This is a genomic window from Synechococcus sp. A10-1-5-1 (assembly GCF_023115425.1).
Lineage (GTDB): Bacteria > Cyanobacteriota > Cyanobacteriia > PCC-6307 > Cyanobiaceae > Vulcanococcus.
In genome coordinates this window covers 1,016,239-1,031,158 of sequence record NZ_CP096032.1, presented here as the reverse complement: position 1 = coordinate 1,031,158, position 14,920 = coordinate 1,016,239, and the positions used below count along the sequence as shown (strand labels likewise).

15 protein-coding genes and 1 tRNA gene are annotated in these 14,920 nt (G+C 63.8%); 6 read left to right on the top strand and 10 right to left on the bottom strand.

Going from position 1 to position 14,920, the window contains the following annotated elements:
- Positions 1–6 precede the first annotated feature (6 nt).
- The 4 genes from MY494_RS05600 to psbX all read right to left on the bottom strand — a co-directional run bounded on the left by MY494_RS05600 (position 7) and on the right by psbX (position 2,129).
- Positions 7–489 carry a hypothetical protein gene (locus MY494_RS05600; protein ID WP_247911732.1) on the bottom strand — a complete coding sequence of 161 codons (483 nt, stop codon included), beginning with the start codon at positions 487–489 and terminating at the stop codon, positions 7–9.
- Positions 486–1,025 (bottom strand): Tol biopolymer transporter periplasmic protein, encoded by a 540-nt coding sequence (locus MY494_RS05595; protein ID WP_247911731.1) that lies wholly within the window; start codon positions 1,023–1,025, stop codon positions 486–488. The genes MY494_RS05600 and MY494_RS05595 overlap by 4 nt, the downstream gene beginning before the upstream one ends.
- An 8-nt stretch (positions 1,026–1,033) precedes the next feature.
- A complete protein-coding gene (locus MY494_RS05590) occupies positions 1,034–1,909 on the bottom strand; it encodes a Ycf66 family protein (RefSeq protein WP_247911730.1) in 876 nt (291 codons plus the stop codon).
- 97 nt (positions 1,910–2,006) lie between these two features.
- Complete coding sequence (gene psbX, locus MY494_RS05585) at positions 2,007–2,129, bottom strand: photosystem II reaction center X protein (protein ID WP_247911729.1); 123 nt, start codon at positions 2,127–2,129, stop codon at positions 2,007–2,009.
- A 137-nt stretch (positions 2,130–2,266) separates the two neighbouring features.
- Between psbX and MY494_RS05580 the strand changes: the two genes are divergently transcribed.
- A complete protein-coding gene (locus MY494_RS05580) occupies positions 2,267–2,551 on the top strand; it encodes a YggT family protein (RefSeq protein ID WP_247911972.1) in 285 nt (94 codons plus the stop codon).
- Here the strand turns inward: MY494_RS05580 and accC are convergent.
- On the bottom strand, positions 2,548–3,900 hold the full coding sequence (accC, locus tag MY494_RS05575) for an acetyl-CoA carboxylase biotin carboxylase subunit (RefSeq protein ID WP_247911728.1): 1,353 nt from the start codon (positions 3,898–3,900) through the stop codon (positions 2,548–2,550). The genes MY494_RS05580 and accC overlap by 4 nt on opposite strands.
- Positions 3,901–4,112: 212 nt before the next feature.
- Between accC and MY494_RS05570 the strand changes: the two genes are divergently transcribed.
- The 3 genes from MY494_RS05570 to msrB all read left to right on the top strand — a co-directional run bounded on the left by MY494_RS05570 (position 4,113) and on the right by msrB (position 5,943).
- A tRNA-Leu gene (locus MY494_RS05570) sits at positions 4,113–4,194 on the top strand.
- Between the two features lie 22 nt (positions 4,195–4,216).
- Complete coding sequence (locus tag MY494_RS05565; protein WP_247911727.1) at positions 4,217–5,512, top strand: glycosyl transferase; 1,296 nt, start codon at positions 4,217–4,219, stop codon at positions 5,510–5,512.
- Between the two features lie 29 nt (positions 5,513–5,541).
- Positions 5,542–5,943, top strand: coding sequence for a peptide-methionine (R)-S-oxide reductase MsrB (msrB, locus tag MY494_RS05560; protein ID WP_247911726.1), 402 nt, complete (start codon positions 5,542–5,544; stop codon positions 5,941–5,943).
- A 9-nt stretch (positions 5,944–5,952) separates the two neighbouring features.
- On the opposite strand, the gene MY494_RS05555 is transcribed toward msrB, so the two are convergent.
- Together MY494_RS05555 and smc are read right to left on the bottom strand one after the other, a co-directional pair.
- On the bottom strand, positions 5,953–6,879 hold the full coding sequence (locus MY494_RS05555; RefSeq protein ID WP_247911725.1) for a PRC-barrel domain-containing protein: 927 nt from the start codon (positions 6,877–6,879) through the stop codon (positions 5,953–5,955).
- A gap of 35 nt (positions 6,880–6,914) precedes the next feature.
- Positions 6,915–10,520, bottom strand: a complete 3,606-nt coding sequence (gene smc / locus MY494_RS05550; protein ID WP_247911724.1) for a chromosome segregation protein SMC — start codon at positions 10,518–10,520, stop codon at positions 6,915–6,917.
- Positions 10,521–10,611: 91 nt separating this feature from the next.
- Between smc and MY494_RS05545 the strand changes: the two genes are divergently transcribed.
- Together MY494_RS05545 and MY494_RS05540 are read left to right on the top strand one after the other, a co-directional pair.
- The gene (locus tag MY494_RS05545) at positions 10,612–11,112 is read left to right on the top strand and encodes a hypothetical protein (protein WP_247911723.1); all 501 of its coding nucleotides are present in this window, start codon (positions 10,612–10,614) and stop codon (positions 11,110–11,112) included.
- Positions 11,109–11,519 carry a phage holin family protein gene (locus MY494_RS05540; RefSeq protein WP_247911722.1) on the top strand — a complete coding sequence of 137 codons (411 nt, stop codon included), beginning with the start codon at positions 11,109–11,111 and terminating at the stop codon, positions 11,517–11,519. Before MY494_RS05545 ends, MY494_RS05540 begins: the two co-directional genes overlap by 4 nt.
- Here the strand turns inward: MY494_RS05540 and MY494_RS05535 are convergent.
- The 3 genes from MY494_RS05535 to MY494_RS05520 all read right to left on the bottom strand — a co-directional run bounded on the left by MY494_RS05535 (position 11,485) and on the right by MY494_RS05520 (position 14,786).
- Entirely contained in the window at positions 11,485–12,822 is a 1,338-nt protein-coding gene (locus MY494_RS05535) for a cation:proton antiporter (protein WP_247911721.1), read from the bottom strand. The genes MY494_RS05540 and MY494_RS05535 overlap by 35 nt on opposite strands.
- 21 nt (positions 12,823–12,843) lie before the next feature.
- Positions 12,844–14,013 carry a class I SAM-dependent RNA methyltransferase gene (locus MY494_RS05530; RefSeq protein WP_247911720.1) on the bottom strand — a complete coding sequence of 390 codons (1,170 nt, stop codon included), beginning with the start codon at positions 14,011–14,013 and terminating at the stop codon, positions 12,844–12,846.
- 548 nt (positions 14,014–14,561) lie between these two features.
- Entirely contained in the window at positions 14,562–14,786 is a 225-nt protein-coding gene (locus MY494_RS05520) for a hypothetical protein (protein ID WP_247911719.1), read from the bottom strand.
- Positions 14,787–14,920: the final 134 nt, after the last annotated feature.

Sequence of the window (14,920 nt, the reverse complement as noted above, 5' to 3'; positions counted from 1 at the left end):
GTTCCGTTAAGGAATCTCGAGTAGATCGATTTGCCAGAGTCCCTCGCGGCTGACCTCCACCGCCAGCACACGGCCATTGGCGCTGAAGCTCACCTGGCGGGGTACCCCGGCTGGCTCCATGGGTAGTAACTGGGTGGCCTGGAGGCTGCGCTTGTAGAGCACGAGTTCTGTACGGTCATCCCTCTGGCGAACGACCGCGAGGCGTTCAGCGTTTTGATCCACCGCCACGCTGATCGGTAAAGCATCCGGTCTATTCAGGCCGGGGAGTGGAACGGGATTGCGGCGGTTGACGTCGATCAGTTGCACCTGGACGCGGCCACTGCCTCGGGCTGCGATCAAGGCCAGCCAGCCGCCGGAGAGGGAGGGGCTACGGCCCTGGCCGAGTTGATTCAGTTGCTGGTTCAAGCCGGGAAGGGGCCGCAGCCGTCCGCCACCACAGCCGCTGAGCAGCAGCAGCGTTGCGCTAGCGCTAAGCAGGAGTCGGTTCAAGGCTGAACCCCCGGTCCGCCGCCGCTCTCGCGTAGTCCTGGGGCCAGGTCTGGCTCCAGCAGGCCGCTGAGGTCATAGATCTGTAGGCGCGTGCTGCCCTGACGGGTGAGCTCTACGGCCAATTGCCGAGCATCGGGAGACAGGCTGAGCCGCCTGGGCTCGGCATTCCCCGGCAGGAAGAGGGGCTGCAGGGCTCCGCTGGCCCGATCTTCAATGACAGCTTCCCGGCGTGCACCTCGCTGGATCAGTAGGGCGAGGTAGCGACCGTTCCAGCTCAGTGAGGGGGAACTATGGGGTTGATGCCGCCTGAGGTGTCTCAGTGGCAGGACTTTCCCGCTGAGGCGCTCTTGCAGCAGGACCGTGGTGCGGCCGCCGCGCTCTACCAGGGAGGCCAGTAGTCGACCATCGCCGCTCAGGGCTGGCTGTTCGCGGTTCTCAGCACCGTTGAGGCCGATCGGGCTAGCCGTCTGGCGGCGCAGACCGCATCCGCCGATGGCCAGCAGCAAGCCAGCCATCACCAGTGCTTTGGTGTGCAACAACGGCTTCAGTCGTCGAAACGGGAGCTGTTGTCGCGGGGACGGGATGGACCGCTGGGGTTGCCGCCAGCTGACGGGCGAACGGGACGGAACTCAGCGTCACTCACGCCGGCGTCCGCTTCGTTGTTTTTCGCGCTGGCTTGGTAAGGAGCCCCCTGGGGAACGCCAGGGTTGCTGGGACTTGGGGCGCCCATGGCACTGCCGCGCCTGCTGGAGCGGGGCATCTCATCCGGGCGACTATTCGGGCGGCTGCCGCGGCGCATGTCATCACGTCCCTGGCGGCGGCTGCCGAATTCCGGTGAGGACGGCTGGGCCCCGCCCGCTCGGAAGCGACTGGATTGCTCGGGTTCCCGTTCACCACGACCAGCCTTGCCTTGCCAATCATCGCGGGAGGCCGCCCGCTCGGGGATGGCTGCACGGGCTGGACGCCGAGGACGGTAGAGGTCCTCTTCCTCACGATCGCCATAGCTGTCGTCGCGAGAGCGGATCCGCCGCCGGAGGGGCCGGGGATCCTCAAAGCGATCAGCGTCATCGCGGAAATCGCGGCCACCGCCCATGCGCGGGCGGGGACTCGGTTCGTCGTCGTCGTCGAAGTAGGAGGAGCGGCGGGCCTGTTCCGTGGTTACTCCGCGGAGCCGCACGCTCTCGTAGGCGAAGAAAACGGTGGTGCCAGCCAGCAAAAACTGACCGAATTGGAGGATCGGGTCAAGGCGCCAGCCTTGAAAAAAGAGAATGCCACCGCAGAGAAGACCAACGGCGGCAAAAAAGACGTCGTAGTCGCGGGCCAGAGCTGGCTTAAAGCTCCTCATGAAGTAGAGGAGAGCTCCACCGACGGCCAGCACGATCCCGACAATGCTGGCCCAATTAAGGCTGGCGTTAACCACAGATCGATTGCCCGTTCAAGCCACTCTAGGCCCGTCGTCGAGGCCAGCGGCCTGTCTGCAGAAGCGCTTCACCCTGGTTGCGTTGCAACTCCAGGGATCAGAGCTTGCGATCGACGCGGTCGTTCTGGCTGATCAGGAACACAGCGGCAGACACAGGGATGACCACGATCACGGCGCCCCAGAGGAGGCTGCTCAGAAAATTGGCGAGGGAAGGGGTCATGACAGTGCCGAATCCGCCGGCAATCCTAGGCAGTGATGGCAACTTCCTACGATTGCGGAGCTGCTGCTTAGGGCTTTGTGACGGGATCTGATGGCTCCAGCCTGGAACTGCTCCGTCTGGTGCTGCCACCCTTCGCCATGGGCCTGGGGCTTGTGCTCTCGGCTTGGACCTTGCTCTTCCTGTTCCGAATCGTTCTGACCTGGTATCCCCAGGTGGATCTCAGCCAGGGCTTTTGGAAGCTCGTGGCCATTCCGACCGAGCCTGTGCTGTCAGTGAGCCGCAAGCTGATTGCTCCGATCGGCGGTGTTGATGTCACCCCGGTCATCTGGGTGGGACTGGTCAGCCTGATCCGAGAGCTGCTGGTGGGTCAGCAGGGCTTGCTCACGCAGATCGTGATGCGGCTCAGTGTGTTGCCGGCCTAGCCGTTCGGGAGCATCTCCTGCTCGACAAACTTGGTGTGGACATCGCCGGAAATGAATTCCGGACGCTCCAGCAGTTGCAGGTGGAATTCAATGGTGGTGGGAATTCCCGTGACGGCACATTCGGTCAGGGCGCGGCGGAGACGTTTGAGAGCGTGGTCGCGGTCTTTGCCCCAGACGATCAGCTTGCCAATCAGGGAGTCGTAGAAGGGCGGGATTTCGTAGCCCGTGTAGACGTGGCTATCGAAGCGAACGCCGGGTCCACCGGGGGGGAGCCAGCCGGTGATCTTGCCGGGGGCGGGCCTGAAGTTTTGGCGGGGGTCCTCGGCGTTGATCCGCACCTCGATGGCGTGGCCGGTGAGTTTGATCTCGTCTTGGCTGAAGGAGATGGGCTCGCCGCCGGCGATCCGCAGTTGCTCGGCAATCAGGTCCACTCCGCTGACCATCTCGGTGACGGGATGCTCCACCTGAATCCGGGTGTTCATCTCCATGAAATAGAAGTTGCCGGTGCGATCCACCAGGAACTCCACGGTGCCCGCACCTTCGTAGCCAATGGTTCGTGCTGCGGAAACCGCAGCGTCGCCCATGCGCCGGCGCAGCTCGGCATTGATGGCCACGCTGGGGGCCTCTTCCAACAGTTTTTGGTGGCGCCGCTGGATGGAGCAGTCACGTTCCCCGACGTGCACCACGTTCCCGTGGCGGTCGGCCAGCACCTGAACTTCGACGTGGCGGGGCCGGTCGATGAATTTCTCCATGTAGAGCCCGGGGTTGCCAAAGGCGGCTTCCGCTTCCCCTTGGGCGGCCTTAAACAGGTTGTCCAGTTGGTCCGCTGAAGGGACGAGGCGCATCCCGCGGCCACCACCACCGGCGGTCGCCTTGATCATCACGGGATAGCCCATGGATTCCGCCAGGCTCCTGGCCTGATCCACGTTCTCCAGCAGGCCTTCACTGCCAGGGATGGTGGGGACGCCCACCTTTTGCATGGTGGCCTTGGCCGTGGACTTGTCGCCCATCGAGCGAATCGATTCCGGCGAGGGGCCAACAAAGGTCAGGCCGTGGTCGGCGCAGATCTCGGCGAATTTGTCGTTCTCCGCCAGGAAGCCGTAGCCGGGGTGGATGGCATCGGCGCCCCTTGAGGTGGCCGCCGCCAAGATGTTGGGGATATTGAGGTAGCTCTTGCTGCTTGGTGCATCGCCGATGCAGACCGCCTCGTCAGCGAGCTGAACGTGCAGCGCGTTGCGATCAACCGTGCTGTACACAGCAACGGTGGGTATGCCTAGTTCCCTACAGCTGCGCAGGATCCGAAGAGCAATTTCGCCGCGGTTGGCGATCAGCAGTTTGCCGATGGGCATCCAGTGGCAGTCCGGCGAATCCGGCAGGGCAGGCCGGTGGGACTTTATCAGTGATGACCGAGCCAACCCCGCCGTTGTTTGGGGTCAGGCGATGGGTATATTGCCTGAGCAGTGCGTCAGCGCTGCACCCCTCACGCCGCTGTTCAGCAGCGGTGGACTCCCCCCGAGAATCCATTCCAGGACATCGTTCTGGCCTGGGCGCTCACTACCACGCGGATGTGGTGGAATTGGTAGACACGCACGTTTGAGGGGCGTGTGACTTCGGTCTTGCGAGTTCAAGTCTCGCCATCCGCATTGTTCAGAGCTCCGCAGCGTGATGCCTGCCGCCGCTGAGCCCATTGGATCGGGTCTTGCCTCGGCTGATCCGGCATGCATCGTCTTGGTGTGCAACGGTCCAGGCGAGCTGGCCACCTGGGTCCGGCCCCTGGCTCAGCGACTGCATCGTGAGATGGCCCTGCGTCCAGTGACCCCAGAGGCCGCGATGGCCCTGCAGCTGGTACTGGTCCCCTGCCCGAATGCCACTGGCATTGAGCATCAGGTGGCTGATCGCATGGGGTTGTTTGAGCGAATCAGTCCTGCCAAACGCTTCTGGAGCCTGCTGCTACGGCCCGAGCGCTTCGGCCGTTGGCCCCGGCGTGGCGTCGTGGTTTTCCTTGGCGGTGATCAGTTCTGGACCGTGCTGCTCTCAGCCCGTTTGGGTTATCGCCACATCACCTATGCCGAATGGGTGGCCCGCTGGCCCCGCTGGAACGACCGGATTGCGGCCATGGGACCGGCTGCGGCTGATCGCTTGTCCCGGCGTTGGCGGACCCGCTGCCAGGTGGTTGGCGATCTGATGGCCGATCTCTCGGATGCGGCTCGCTCCGAGCGCCCCCTGCCCCAGGGGGAATGGGTTGCTCTGATGCCTGGATCGAAGCGGGCCAAGTTGCAAGTGGGAATGCCGTTCCTGCTGGAGGCCGCCGATCGCCTTGCGGCCCAGCGTCCAGGCTGTCGCTTCCTTCTGCCGGTGGCTCCCACCACCAGCATTCAAGAGCTGCTGGCCTTCGGCAGTGCGGCCAATCCAATCGCCCAGTACTACGGCTCTGGAGAACCGCTGCTGGACGGGACGGAACTGGTCACCCCAGCGGGCTCTCGGATTCTCCTGGTGGAGGAGCAGCCCGCCCATGGGGTGCTTAGCCAGTGCCAACTGGCCTTGACCACCGTTGGGGCGAATACCGCTGAGTTGGGTGCCCTGGGGGTGCCGATGATCGTCCTGGTGCCCACCCAGCATCTGCATGTGATGCAGGCCTGGGACGGCGGAATTGGGATTCTGGCCCGTTTGCCTTTTTTGCGTTGGCTGCTGGGGGCGGCGCTGACGGCCTGGCGGATGCGCAACCACGGCTTTTTGGCTTGGCCGAACATCTCGGCTGGCCGTCAGGTGGTGCCGGAGCGGGTCGGGGCGATCACACCGGAGGAGATTGCCGCGGAGGCCGCCGACTGGTTGGCCCACCCCCAGCGTTTGGAGGGGATGCGGGAGGACCTGCGCAGCCTGCGCGGGCAGCCCGGTGCGGTGGCCGCCCTGGCTGGGATGGTGCGGGAATTGCTGCCGCCGCCCTCTGCCGGCGCTGCCTAATTTGAACGGCCTCCTCAGGATCAAGAGCGATGGCTGACGCCGCCCAGCACGACCACGAGCAGTGGCGCGAGAAGCTCACTCCTGAGCAGTTTCAGGTGGCTCGGATGGGGGGGACCGAGAGGGCCTTCACCGGGATCTATTGGGACAACAAGGCCAAGGGCATGTACCGCTGCGTCTGCTGCGGCAATGAGCTCTTCAGCTCCGACACCAAGTTCAACTCCGGAACCGGTTGGCCAAGCTTCTGGGATGGGGCCAAGGAGGGAGCGATCAGCACCCACACCGATAACAGCCATGGGATGGTCCGCACCGAGATCAAGTGCGCCAACTGCGATGCCCACTTGGGGCATGTGTTCAATGACGGACCAACCCCCACGGGGTTGCGCTACTGCGTCAACTCCGCGTCCCTGAACTTTGAGGAGGAGAAGGGCTAGGCCCTTCCCTCACCAGGGATCGCCGCCTCCGGAGGGCTCTCGCCGCCGCGGCATGGGCGCCCGCTCGTCGTAGGGCTCATAGGGCTCAACATCCAAGGGGGACTCATCGCGCACATAGCGGCGCGGAGTGGGCTCCTCATCGAGATAGCGCCGCTGGCGAAGCGGTTCCCGTTCGCGGCGCTGCTCCACCTCGACGTAGTCGTAATCCTCTTCCGGCTCGAAGCGGCGATTGGTGGCTGGTTCGATGCGCCTCTGCTCCTCCTGGGCGCTGGGCTGACCTGCGGCCAGTTGGTTCTCGACGGGAACCATGTTCAGGCGATAGCGCTCCCGCTCTTCCTGCTCCCAGCTGGGGCCACCGACGCCTAGTTTTTCGAGCAGTCCGGTGCCGAGCTGCTTGAGCTTTTCTTCGGCGCCCTCGTAAACAATGATGCGATCGGGGCCGCTGCTGACAATCTCCTCAACGGTGAGCTCCCAGGTGCTCAGCACCCCTTCCCCGAGCAGAGGAACGCCGACGGCCCCCAGTACCAAGGTGGTGAGCTCTCCGGTCTCAATGTCGAAGCTGAAGCCCAGCACCCGGCCCAGCTGTTCGCCTGATTCGGTGATCACCTGGCAGTTGATCACCCGGGAGTAGCGCTCCGGATCAAAGTTCTCCGAGAGGGAGTCGGCCGAGTCCACCAAGATCACGTCGCCCACTTGGCGGATGCTTTCCAGGGGCATCCAGCGCGGTAGACCCGGCAGAAAGCGCGTCAGCGGATTGTCCCGCAGGCCTAGGGACACCACCTCGCGGCGGTCAATATCGACGACGACTTCTCCCACCACACCAAGACGGCGTCCGGTGTCTCGGGTGATCACCTGGGTGCCCATCAGCTCCGAGCGCAGCCAGAGGCGGTCGCTTGGGGTCGCGGCTGGCTCGCTTCCGGGTGGAGTGCTTGTCATGGGCGCATTGTGACCGAAAAGCGGCCGGGGCTTGGTTACGCAGCCGGTGGTAATCCCACCACCTGGGTATGAGCTCCGCGGGCTTGGGTCACACCGATGGTGCGGGTGGCGGCCCCAATCATCGGACGGCGGTGGCTGACCACCAGGAACTGGGCTGCATCGGCTTGCTGGGCGATCAGGGCGGCCAGCCGTTCGACATTGACGCCGTCCAGGAAGCTGTCGACCTCATCGAGGGCATAGAAGGGCGAGGGACGGAAGCGCTGCAGCGCAAAGAGGAAGCTCAGCGCTGTTAAGGACTTCTCGCCGCCGCTCATGGAGGCCAGGCGGCGCACCGCTTTGCCCTTGGGGTGGGCCACCAGGTTGAGGCCGCCATCGAGGGGGGCCTCCGGGTTCTCAAGCTGTAGGAAGCCTTCCCCGTCAGAGAGGCCAGCAAAGATGTCGCGGAAGTGCTCATCCACGGCGTTGAAGGCCTCCATGAACGCCTCTTGGCGCAGGGTGGCCACGGTCTCGATCCGCAGCAGCAGCTCTTCGCGTTCTTTGCAGAGGACATCGAGGCGCTCCTGCAGATCAGCGAGGCGGGTCTCCAGCTCCTCGAGCTCCTGGAGGGCGAGCATGTTGACCGGCTCGAGGGCCTCCATCCGCTGCTGCAAGCTCTTGAGCTCGGCCTGAAGGGCCTCCAGGCCGTTCTCGCGCACCTCCTCGGGGATCTCAGGCAGTGGATCGGGGAGTTCCCGTTGCAGCTGCTCCAGCCGCCCGCCGCTGCTGCGCTCCTCTTCGGCCAGGGCCAAGAGTTCTTCGCCCAGGCGCTGGAGTTCCCATTCCTGCTGTTGCAGGACTTGGCGCTTCTTGGAGAGTTGGGCCTCCGCTTCGTCGCGGGCGCGCCGCCGCTCACCAAAGCGGGTTTGCAGTTCCTGCTGCTTGGCTTCGAGTTCGCTGCGCTTCTGTTGATCGGCTTGCTGCTGCTCTTTCCACTGGGTGCGCTCGGCGATCAGGGCATTGACGGCTTGTGCCAGCCGTTGTTCCTCTCCTCCGAGGGCCTGCAGTTGGCTGCTGACCCGTTCAGCGGCCAGTCCCCGTTCCCGGCGTGCAGCGAGCAGGTTGTCCCGTTCCTGTCTGGCCTGGGTGAGGGCGCCATCGGCGGCTTCGAGTTCCTTCTGCAGGCCCTGCCAGCGCTCGCTGTCGCCGCTGGCTTGGGCGTTGGCCTCGCTGGCCTCCAGCTCTTGCAGTGACTTTTGAAGCGGGCTCAGTTCGGTGGCGATGGCTTGCAGTCGCTGCTGCCCGCCGCTGAGGTCGGTCTCGATCTGCTTGATCCGGGCCGTCAGTTGATCGCGGCGCTCCTGCAGGGGGCCATGGGCCCGTTGGGCGGCCGTGCGTTCGGCCTCCAGGGCGGCTTTGCGCTGTTCAAGGCGGCTGAGCTGCGGCCGCAGTTCCTCAAGGGCCCGTCCGAGCTCGGCCTCTTTGCGCTTGCAGGCCAGCAGGGTTTCACCGAGTTCCAGCAGGCGCCGGCGCAGGGGCTCGGCTTCATCGGCGTCGCTGGCGGCACCAAAGCTCAGCTGGTTGCCCCGCTGCTGGAAGCTGCCGCCCGTCATGGCCCCGCTCTTCTCGAGCAGTTCGCCATCGAGGGTGACGGCGCGGCAGCGGCCTAGTTCGCGGCGGGCGCTGGCGAGATCCCGGAAGACCAGGGTGTCGCCAAAGACGTAGCGGAAGACCTCGCCATAGACGGGCTCGAAGCGGACCAGTTCAACGGCCCGGCCGACCAGACCGTCGCCGCCCACGGTGCCCCCACCCCGTTCGAAGGCGGCGCCGTTGCGCATGGCACCTCCACCCCCGCGGATCTTGTTGAGCGGTAGGAAAGTCAGGCGTCCGGCCCGGCGGCTCTTCAGCAAATCAATGGCCCGCGCTGCAATGCGGTCGTCATCAACCACCACTTGCCCAAGGCGAGCCCCAGCAGCCACTTCCAGAGCCAGGCGATGGGCTTCCTCGACCTCCCCGAGTTGCGCGACCGGGCCATGGATCCCCTCCAAGCCGGCCTCTAGGAGTAGGCGCAGGGCTCCGGTGCCGCGGCTTTCCTGGATGGTCTCCCGCCGGGATTCCATCCGGGCGATCTCCCGTTCGAGGTTGACCTGTTCCTGCTCGAGCCGTTGGCGGGTGCGCTGCTGCAGGGCAAGGGCTTCGGCGAGCTCCTGGGCGCGGGTTTGTTGGGTTCTGAGTTCCTCGAGTAACTGCTGCCATTCGCCCTCCAGGGCGGTCAGGGAGCTGGAGACCCCATCGCTGTTGGCGGCGTCCTGTTGCAGTTGCTCCTGTAGCTCGCCAAGGCGTTCCTGCTCTTGGCGCAGGCGCTCCACCAGTTGCTGTTGTTCAGCCTGAAGGGGAGAAAGCTTTGTTTGGAGGTCCTGGCGCTGACGGCTGCGCTGCTTTTGCTCTTCGAGCCAGCTGCCGCTACGGCCGGCGACTTCCCCGAGGCGCCGGCGGGAGAGTTCGACGGCGGATTCGGCGCTGCGGCAATCGGCTTCGGCTTGATCCAGGCTGGCTTGATCGTCGGCGCTCTTGAGCTGGCTCTGCTGCTGTTTGAGGTCGGCCTGCTGCCGGCCCAGCTCCATGCGTTGGCGCTGCAGCTCTTCGGCGCTCTGCTGGTGTTTTTCCGCCTGCCGGCTGAGTTCCCTGGCACTGGCCTCGAGCCCAGCTAGCTCGGACTGCACCGCGAGCAGTTGATCTTCCCCAAGGGCCTTGACTTCGGCCTGCAGGGCATCAAGGGCTTTGGAGGCCCCCTCGAGGGCGGTGCGGCCCTCACTGACGCTCTGTCGATCACTCTCCTGCTGGCGTTTCAGTGCCTCCTGACGGCTTTGCAGTTGCTGGAACTGCGCTTCAGCCTGCTCGAACCCCAGCACCTGTTCCTGCAGGCGGCCCCGCTGGAAACGCTCCCTCAGCTCTTGATAGGTGCGGGCTTTGGCGCAGTCCCGCTCAAGCTTTTGGCGGGAGACCAGCAGTTCCTGCTGGACGATGGCGCAGCGCTCCTCCCGCTCCTGCACATCGGAGAGCTTGGAGCGGGTCTGTTCGATGCGGGAGTCAAACAGCGCCACCCCAGCCAGCTCATCGATGATTCCGCGGCGGTCGCGGGAACTCATCGAGACGATGCGGGTCACGTCGCCCTGCATCACGACGTTGCTGCCCTCGGGGTCGACCCGTAGACGTCTGAGCTGGGTTTGGAGCTGCTGGAGATTGCAGGGGATGCCGTCGGCGCTGTAGGTGCTCGCGTAGGTCCCGCCCGGGGCGATGCGCAGCCTTCGGGTCACCGTCCATTCGGTTTGCCCGGGTTTGATCCAGGGGCCTTCCTCCGATGCCTCGAGGCCCTGTTCAGCTTCATCGGGCTGCCAGTCGCTGAGGTCAAAGCGGACCGAGACCACCGTTTCGGCGGCCTTGCCCTGTTTCAGCTTGGAGCTGTTGACCAGGTCGGGCAGTCGCTCAGCCCGCATGCCGCGGCTGCTGGCGAGACCCAGGCAGAAGAGAACCCCGTCAAGAATGTTGCTTTTGCCCGAACCGTTGGGGCCGGTGACCACGGTGAAGCCCTCGTCCAGTGGGATCGACATCGATCCGCCAAAGGACTTGAAGTGGGTCAGCTCTACCTGATTGATGTGAACCAACAGGCCCGAGCGTCGAGCACCAGAAAGGTAGCCGACCCTCTGTCGATTTCAAGGCATGGTCACTACGGTGTGGTGGCTGTCCCACGGCCCCATGGACTCAGGCACGACCAGCAACGGTGTCCCCCAGGAGCCCGTGCAGGAGCAGCCCTGGCGGGCCAAGATCGAGCCGGAAGAGGCGCCTGAAAACGAGCCCCTTTCGCCGGTGGCGTCCCTGTTCCGGGAGCATTTCGAGCAGTTTCTGCCGACGATTCAGCAGGAATGGCCGGAGGTGGCCCGCCACACCCTGGAGGCCACGCGCGGCAGCCTGGACACCGTGGTGGAGGTCATTGCTCGCCAAACGGGACGCACCAGTGACGGTGTGAAGGTTCAGCTCTTGGATCTGCTGACGCTTGGTGAGGACCAGGCCCAGCAATGGGCTGATTCCCTGCGGCCCTTGGAGGAGCAGCTCGAGCACTTACTCGATGACCTGAATGCCAACTTGCGGCCGCGCATCGAAAAACCCGTGCGTGAACGCCCCTTGATGGCACTGGGATTGGCTGCTGGAGTGGGGCTGCTGCTGGGTCTGTTGCTCTCCGGTCGCCGTTCTTCATGACCAGTTCCGACTCCTCCTCTCCGCAAGATCCACCGCGGCGTGGGGTTCCCCTGAAGGCGGCCTCCCGCATTACGGGGCTGGTGGCCTCGGTGATGGACCTGCATGTCCGCATTGCGCTCAAGGAAGCCGATCGCGAGAAGCGCCGCCTGATTGGCGGCGTCGTCTTGCTGATGGCTGGCCTCTCGGCGTTGTTGATGGCCTGGTTGGCAGCCGATGTGGCGTTGCTGATCTGGCTGCATCAGAGCCGGGGCTGGAGTTGGATTCAGGCCGCCCTGGGCCTGATGGGGATCAACTTGCTGCTGAGTGCGCTCTTCCTGCGGATTGGCGGGCTGATGACCAAGGGCCCCTATCTGCCGGAAACCTTGGCGGGTCTCACGAAGACGACACGGGCGTTGGTGGGTCGCTGAGCCAGCGGCAGAGGCTCGGCAGGGAGAGTCCCTGCAGACTGAGGTTGAGCATCACCGTGATGAAAACGATGGCCTGGCAGTTCTGAGCCAGCAGAGCGGCACTTGTATCGCTAGGCACCCCGCGCAGCATCGGGATGGCCGCCATGACGTTGAAGGAGAGCGCCAAGGGCACCGCCCCGCGCAGGCCGCACCAGGCAATCAACAGGGACTCCTTGACGCTGAAGGGCGAAAGCCGTTGAAAGACCAGGACGCTCAAGGGGCGGGCGACGAGCATCAAGACTGCAGCGGTGGCCAGGCCAGCCGGTAAGGCTGGGAGTAACTGGTTGGGGTCCACCAGTAGGCCAAAGATGAAAAAGATGCTGATCTCCGTCATGGTGTTGAACGGCAGCAGCACGTCTTGAATCGTTTGGTGATTGATCTCGGGCTTTTGGTAGTGCTCATTGGTCATCAACAAACCCGTGATGTAGACCGCTACAAAACCTGATCCGCCGAGGATTTGGGTGCAGCCGTAATCCATAAAGGCGATGGAGATCGCCACAATGAGCAGTTGCTCGCGATCGACCACTAAACGGTTAATCATCAATCGGGCGATGTAACCGAAGCCCAATCCCACCAAGACCCCCGAGCCCATCTTTTGCAGCAGGCTGGAGAAGCCACCGATGATCACTTCAGGAAGGGCTTGGCCTTGCGAACCAACGGTGAAGAGACTCGCGGCAATGCTGAACAGAATCAGTGCCGAAGGGTCGTTCACCGACGATTCGAATTCCAGCAGGTCCTGCACTTTTTGAGGGACTTGGCGTTTGACCTGGCGCAAGACTCCGAGGGTCGCGCCGGCATCGGTCGAGCCCAGGCAGGCGGCCACCAGAAGGGCGGCCCCAAGCGGGATGGCGTTGCCGAGCCCTGGGGTGATGGCGCTGCCGCTTTGGGAGGTCAGCCAGACGATGGCAGCACCCAGAACCAGGGTGGAGATGGCAACCCCGGCAATGGCGAGGGCGAGTCCGTACTTCAGGAAGCCACGAATCGCTTGGGTGTCTGTTTTGAGGCCGGCATAAAAGAGCAGCAGGGCAAGGGAGAAGGTTTGAAGTCGCTCCACTTCCTCTGTCGCAACATCCAAGGCATGAATATGGACCAGCAGGCCTAAGAACAGAACCCCAAGCACAGCGGGTAGGCCAATGCGAATCGAGAAGCGACTGATGATCAGTGTCCCGAGATAAACCGCTCCGATAAACAGCAGTTGAATCTCAAGGGGAACTGTCATTAACCCCTGGCTACTCGCCAGCAGGGGGGTGATCCAATGGCTCATGCTGCAACCCTAAGCCGGGCACTAACGGATTTCGTAGTGGAGCCAGCGGCAATCAATGCCGCCATTGCTCACGGGAACCCGCCGGCTGGCTTTCATCCGCAGGGCTCCAGTGAGTTCCGGGTTGCCGCTCAGGAGCCAGAGGCTCCAGCCGCTGCAGCGCTCTTTCACCATGGCCCCCAGATCCGAGTACAGCTGCTCGAGTTCATCGCGTTCGCCGATCCGCTCGCCATAGGGCGGGTTGCAGACCAGAACTCCCGGGCCGCTTGGCAGTTCCAGCGCGCGAAAATCGCCAGCCTGGATGGTGATGGCTCCGCTAAGTCCTGCGGCCTGGACGTTATGGCGGGCTTGCTCCACCACGTCGGGGTTCTGTTCGCAGCCCAGCAGGATCGGCAGCGTTCTGGTCGGTTGTTCGCGGGCTTGGGCCCGGCGCTGCTCTTCCTCCCAGAGCTCGGCATTGAAGTCAGCCCAGCCCTCGAGGGCAAAGGAGCGATGGAGCCCGGGGGCTTGGGAGAGGGCCCAGCTGGCGGCTTCGATCAAGAGCGTTCCAGAACCGCAGAGTGGGTCCACGAGGGGGATGGATCCATCCCAGCCGCTCAGGCGGACCAGGCCCGCGGCCAGATTTTCCTTGAGAGGGGCCAGGCCCATGGCGCTGCGGTACCCCCGGCGATGCAGGCTGCCGCCTGAGCCATCGAGGCTGAGCCGTGCTTCCTGGCGGCTGAGGTGGACATGGAGGGAGAGGTCGGGTTCGTCGAGATCGATGGAGGAGCGCTCGCCCCAGAGATTGCGCTGCAGATCAACCACGGCGTTCTTGACCTGTAGGGCCGTGTAGTGGCTGTGGCTGAGTCCGGGGTTGCTGCCGCTGACATCGACGCGGAAACTCATAGAGGGATGCAGCCAGCGTTCCCATTCGAGGGCGTTCTGGATGCCGAAGTAGAGCGATTCGCGGTCATGGCAGGGGAACCGCGCGACCTCCCTCAGGAAGCGAAAGGGGTAGCGGCACTGCAGATGGAGCCGATAGAGGCAGGCCATATCGGCTTCGAAGGCCGCGGCGCGACGCAGGGGCTGAACCTGCTTGGCCCCGAGGTTGACCAGCTCTTCCGCCCCGATCTCCTCCAGGCCTTGGGGCAGCACCGCAATCCCTTGAATCACACCGCGGCGGCGATTGGTTTGCCGGTGCCAGGCTTCTGTCATGACATCGATCAACGCGGTCGGTTTCCCTCCCGCAAGGAGGTCACTCTCATTGTGCGTTGACCCTGCAGAATGAAGGGGTCCGGTCTTGACCGGACTAGGTGGCTCACACCAGTGTTTCGGACAGCGGTTCGATTCCGCTCAGCTCCACTTCATGGGGCTGCAATGGTTTCGACGGGGCATGAGGAGGGTGACTGAAGCCTGCTCGGTAAGAGCGAACCCGTAACAGCGAACAACATCGTTCGTTTCTCCCGTCAGACCGCCCCTGTGGCTGCCTGACCCTAATTAAGGGAGATGGGGTTAGATCAGCCTTATCAACCAAATGATCCATGGGGGCTGGGAGGCCCCTTTAATCAGTCCAGCGGAAGCTTCTGGCATTACGCCAGACCCTCTCTAGGGCATTGATCTGGGCGAAAGTCGCTGCTTCGCTGGGCAGGCTTCAGGCATGAAAAAAGCCGGTGACCTCCCCGGCTTCCATTGGTGTCTGCGTGACACGTCTTGGTTATGGCTCAACTTCAGACAAAAAAACAGAGCCAATCGATCAGGACGACTCAAGCAGCCGTCTGTTGAGAGGTGCCGCGAAGGGCTTTTTCCTGAAGCCGCTGCACTGCATCAAGGGCCTCATGGGCCGGCCAGCCATGGTTGTCCATCAGTTCCATCACCAGCGCATCGGGCCCATTGGCAATCCCGTCGTTCAAGTCGGAGACGACACGGTGATCGCGAGCAAGCGCATCAAGGCGAAGTGATCGGAGTTGATGTGCGTTCGGATGTTCCATGCACGCACTATGGACCGCTGCCAATCAAGACCGAACGACCCATGGCTTCACGTCTCCCTTCGGCCTCGACTGATCAGTGCTGGGGGGCATTGGTGCCCGGAGATGGCTGCTAGGGTCATGGGCCATGCCAAGAA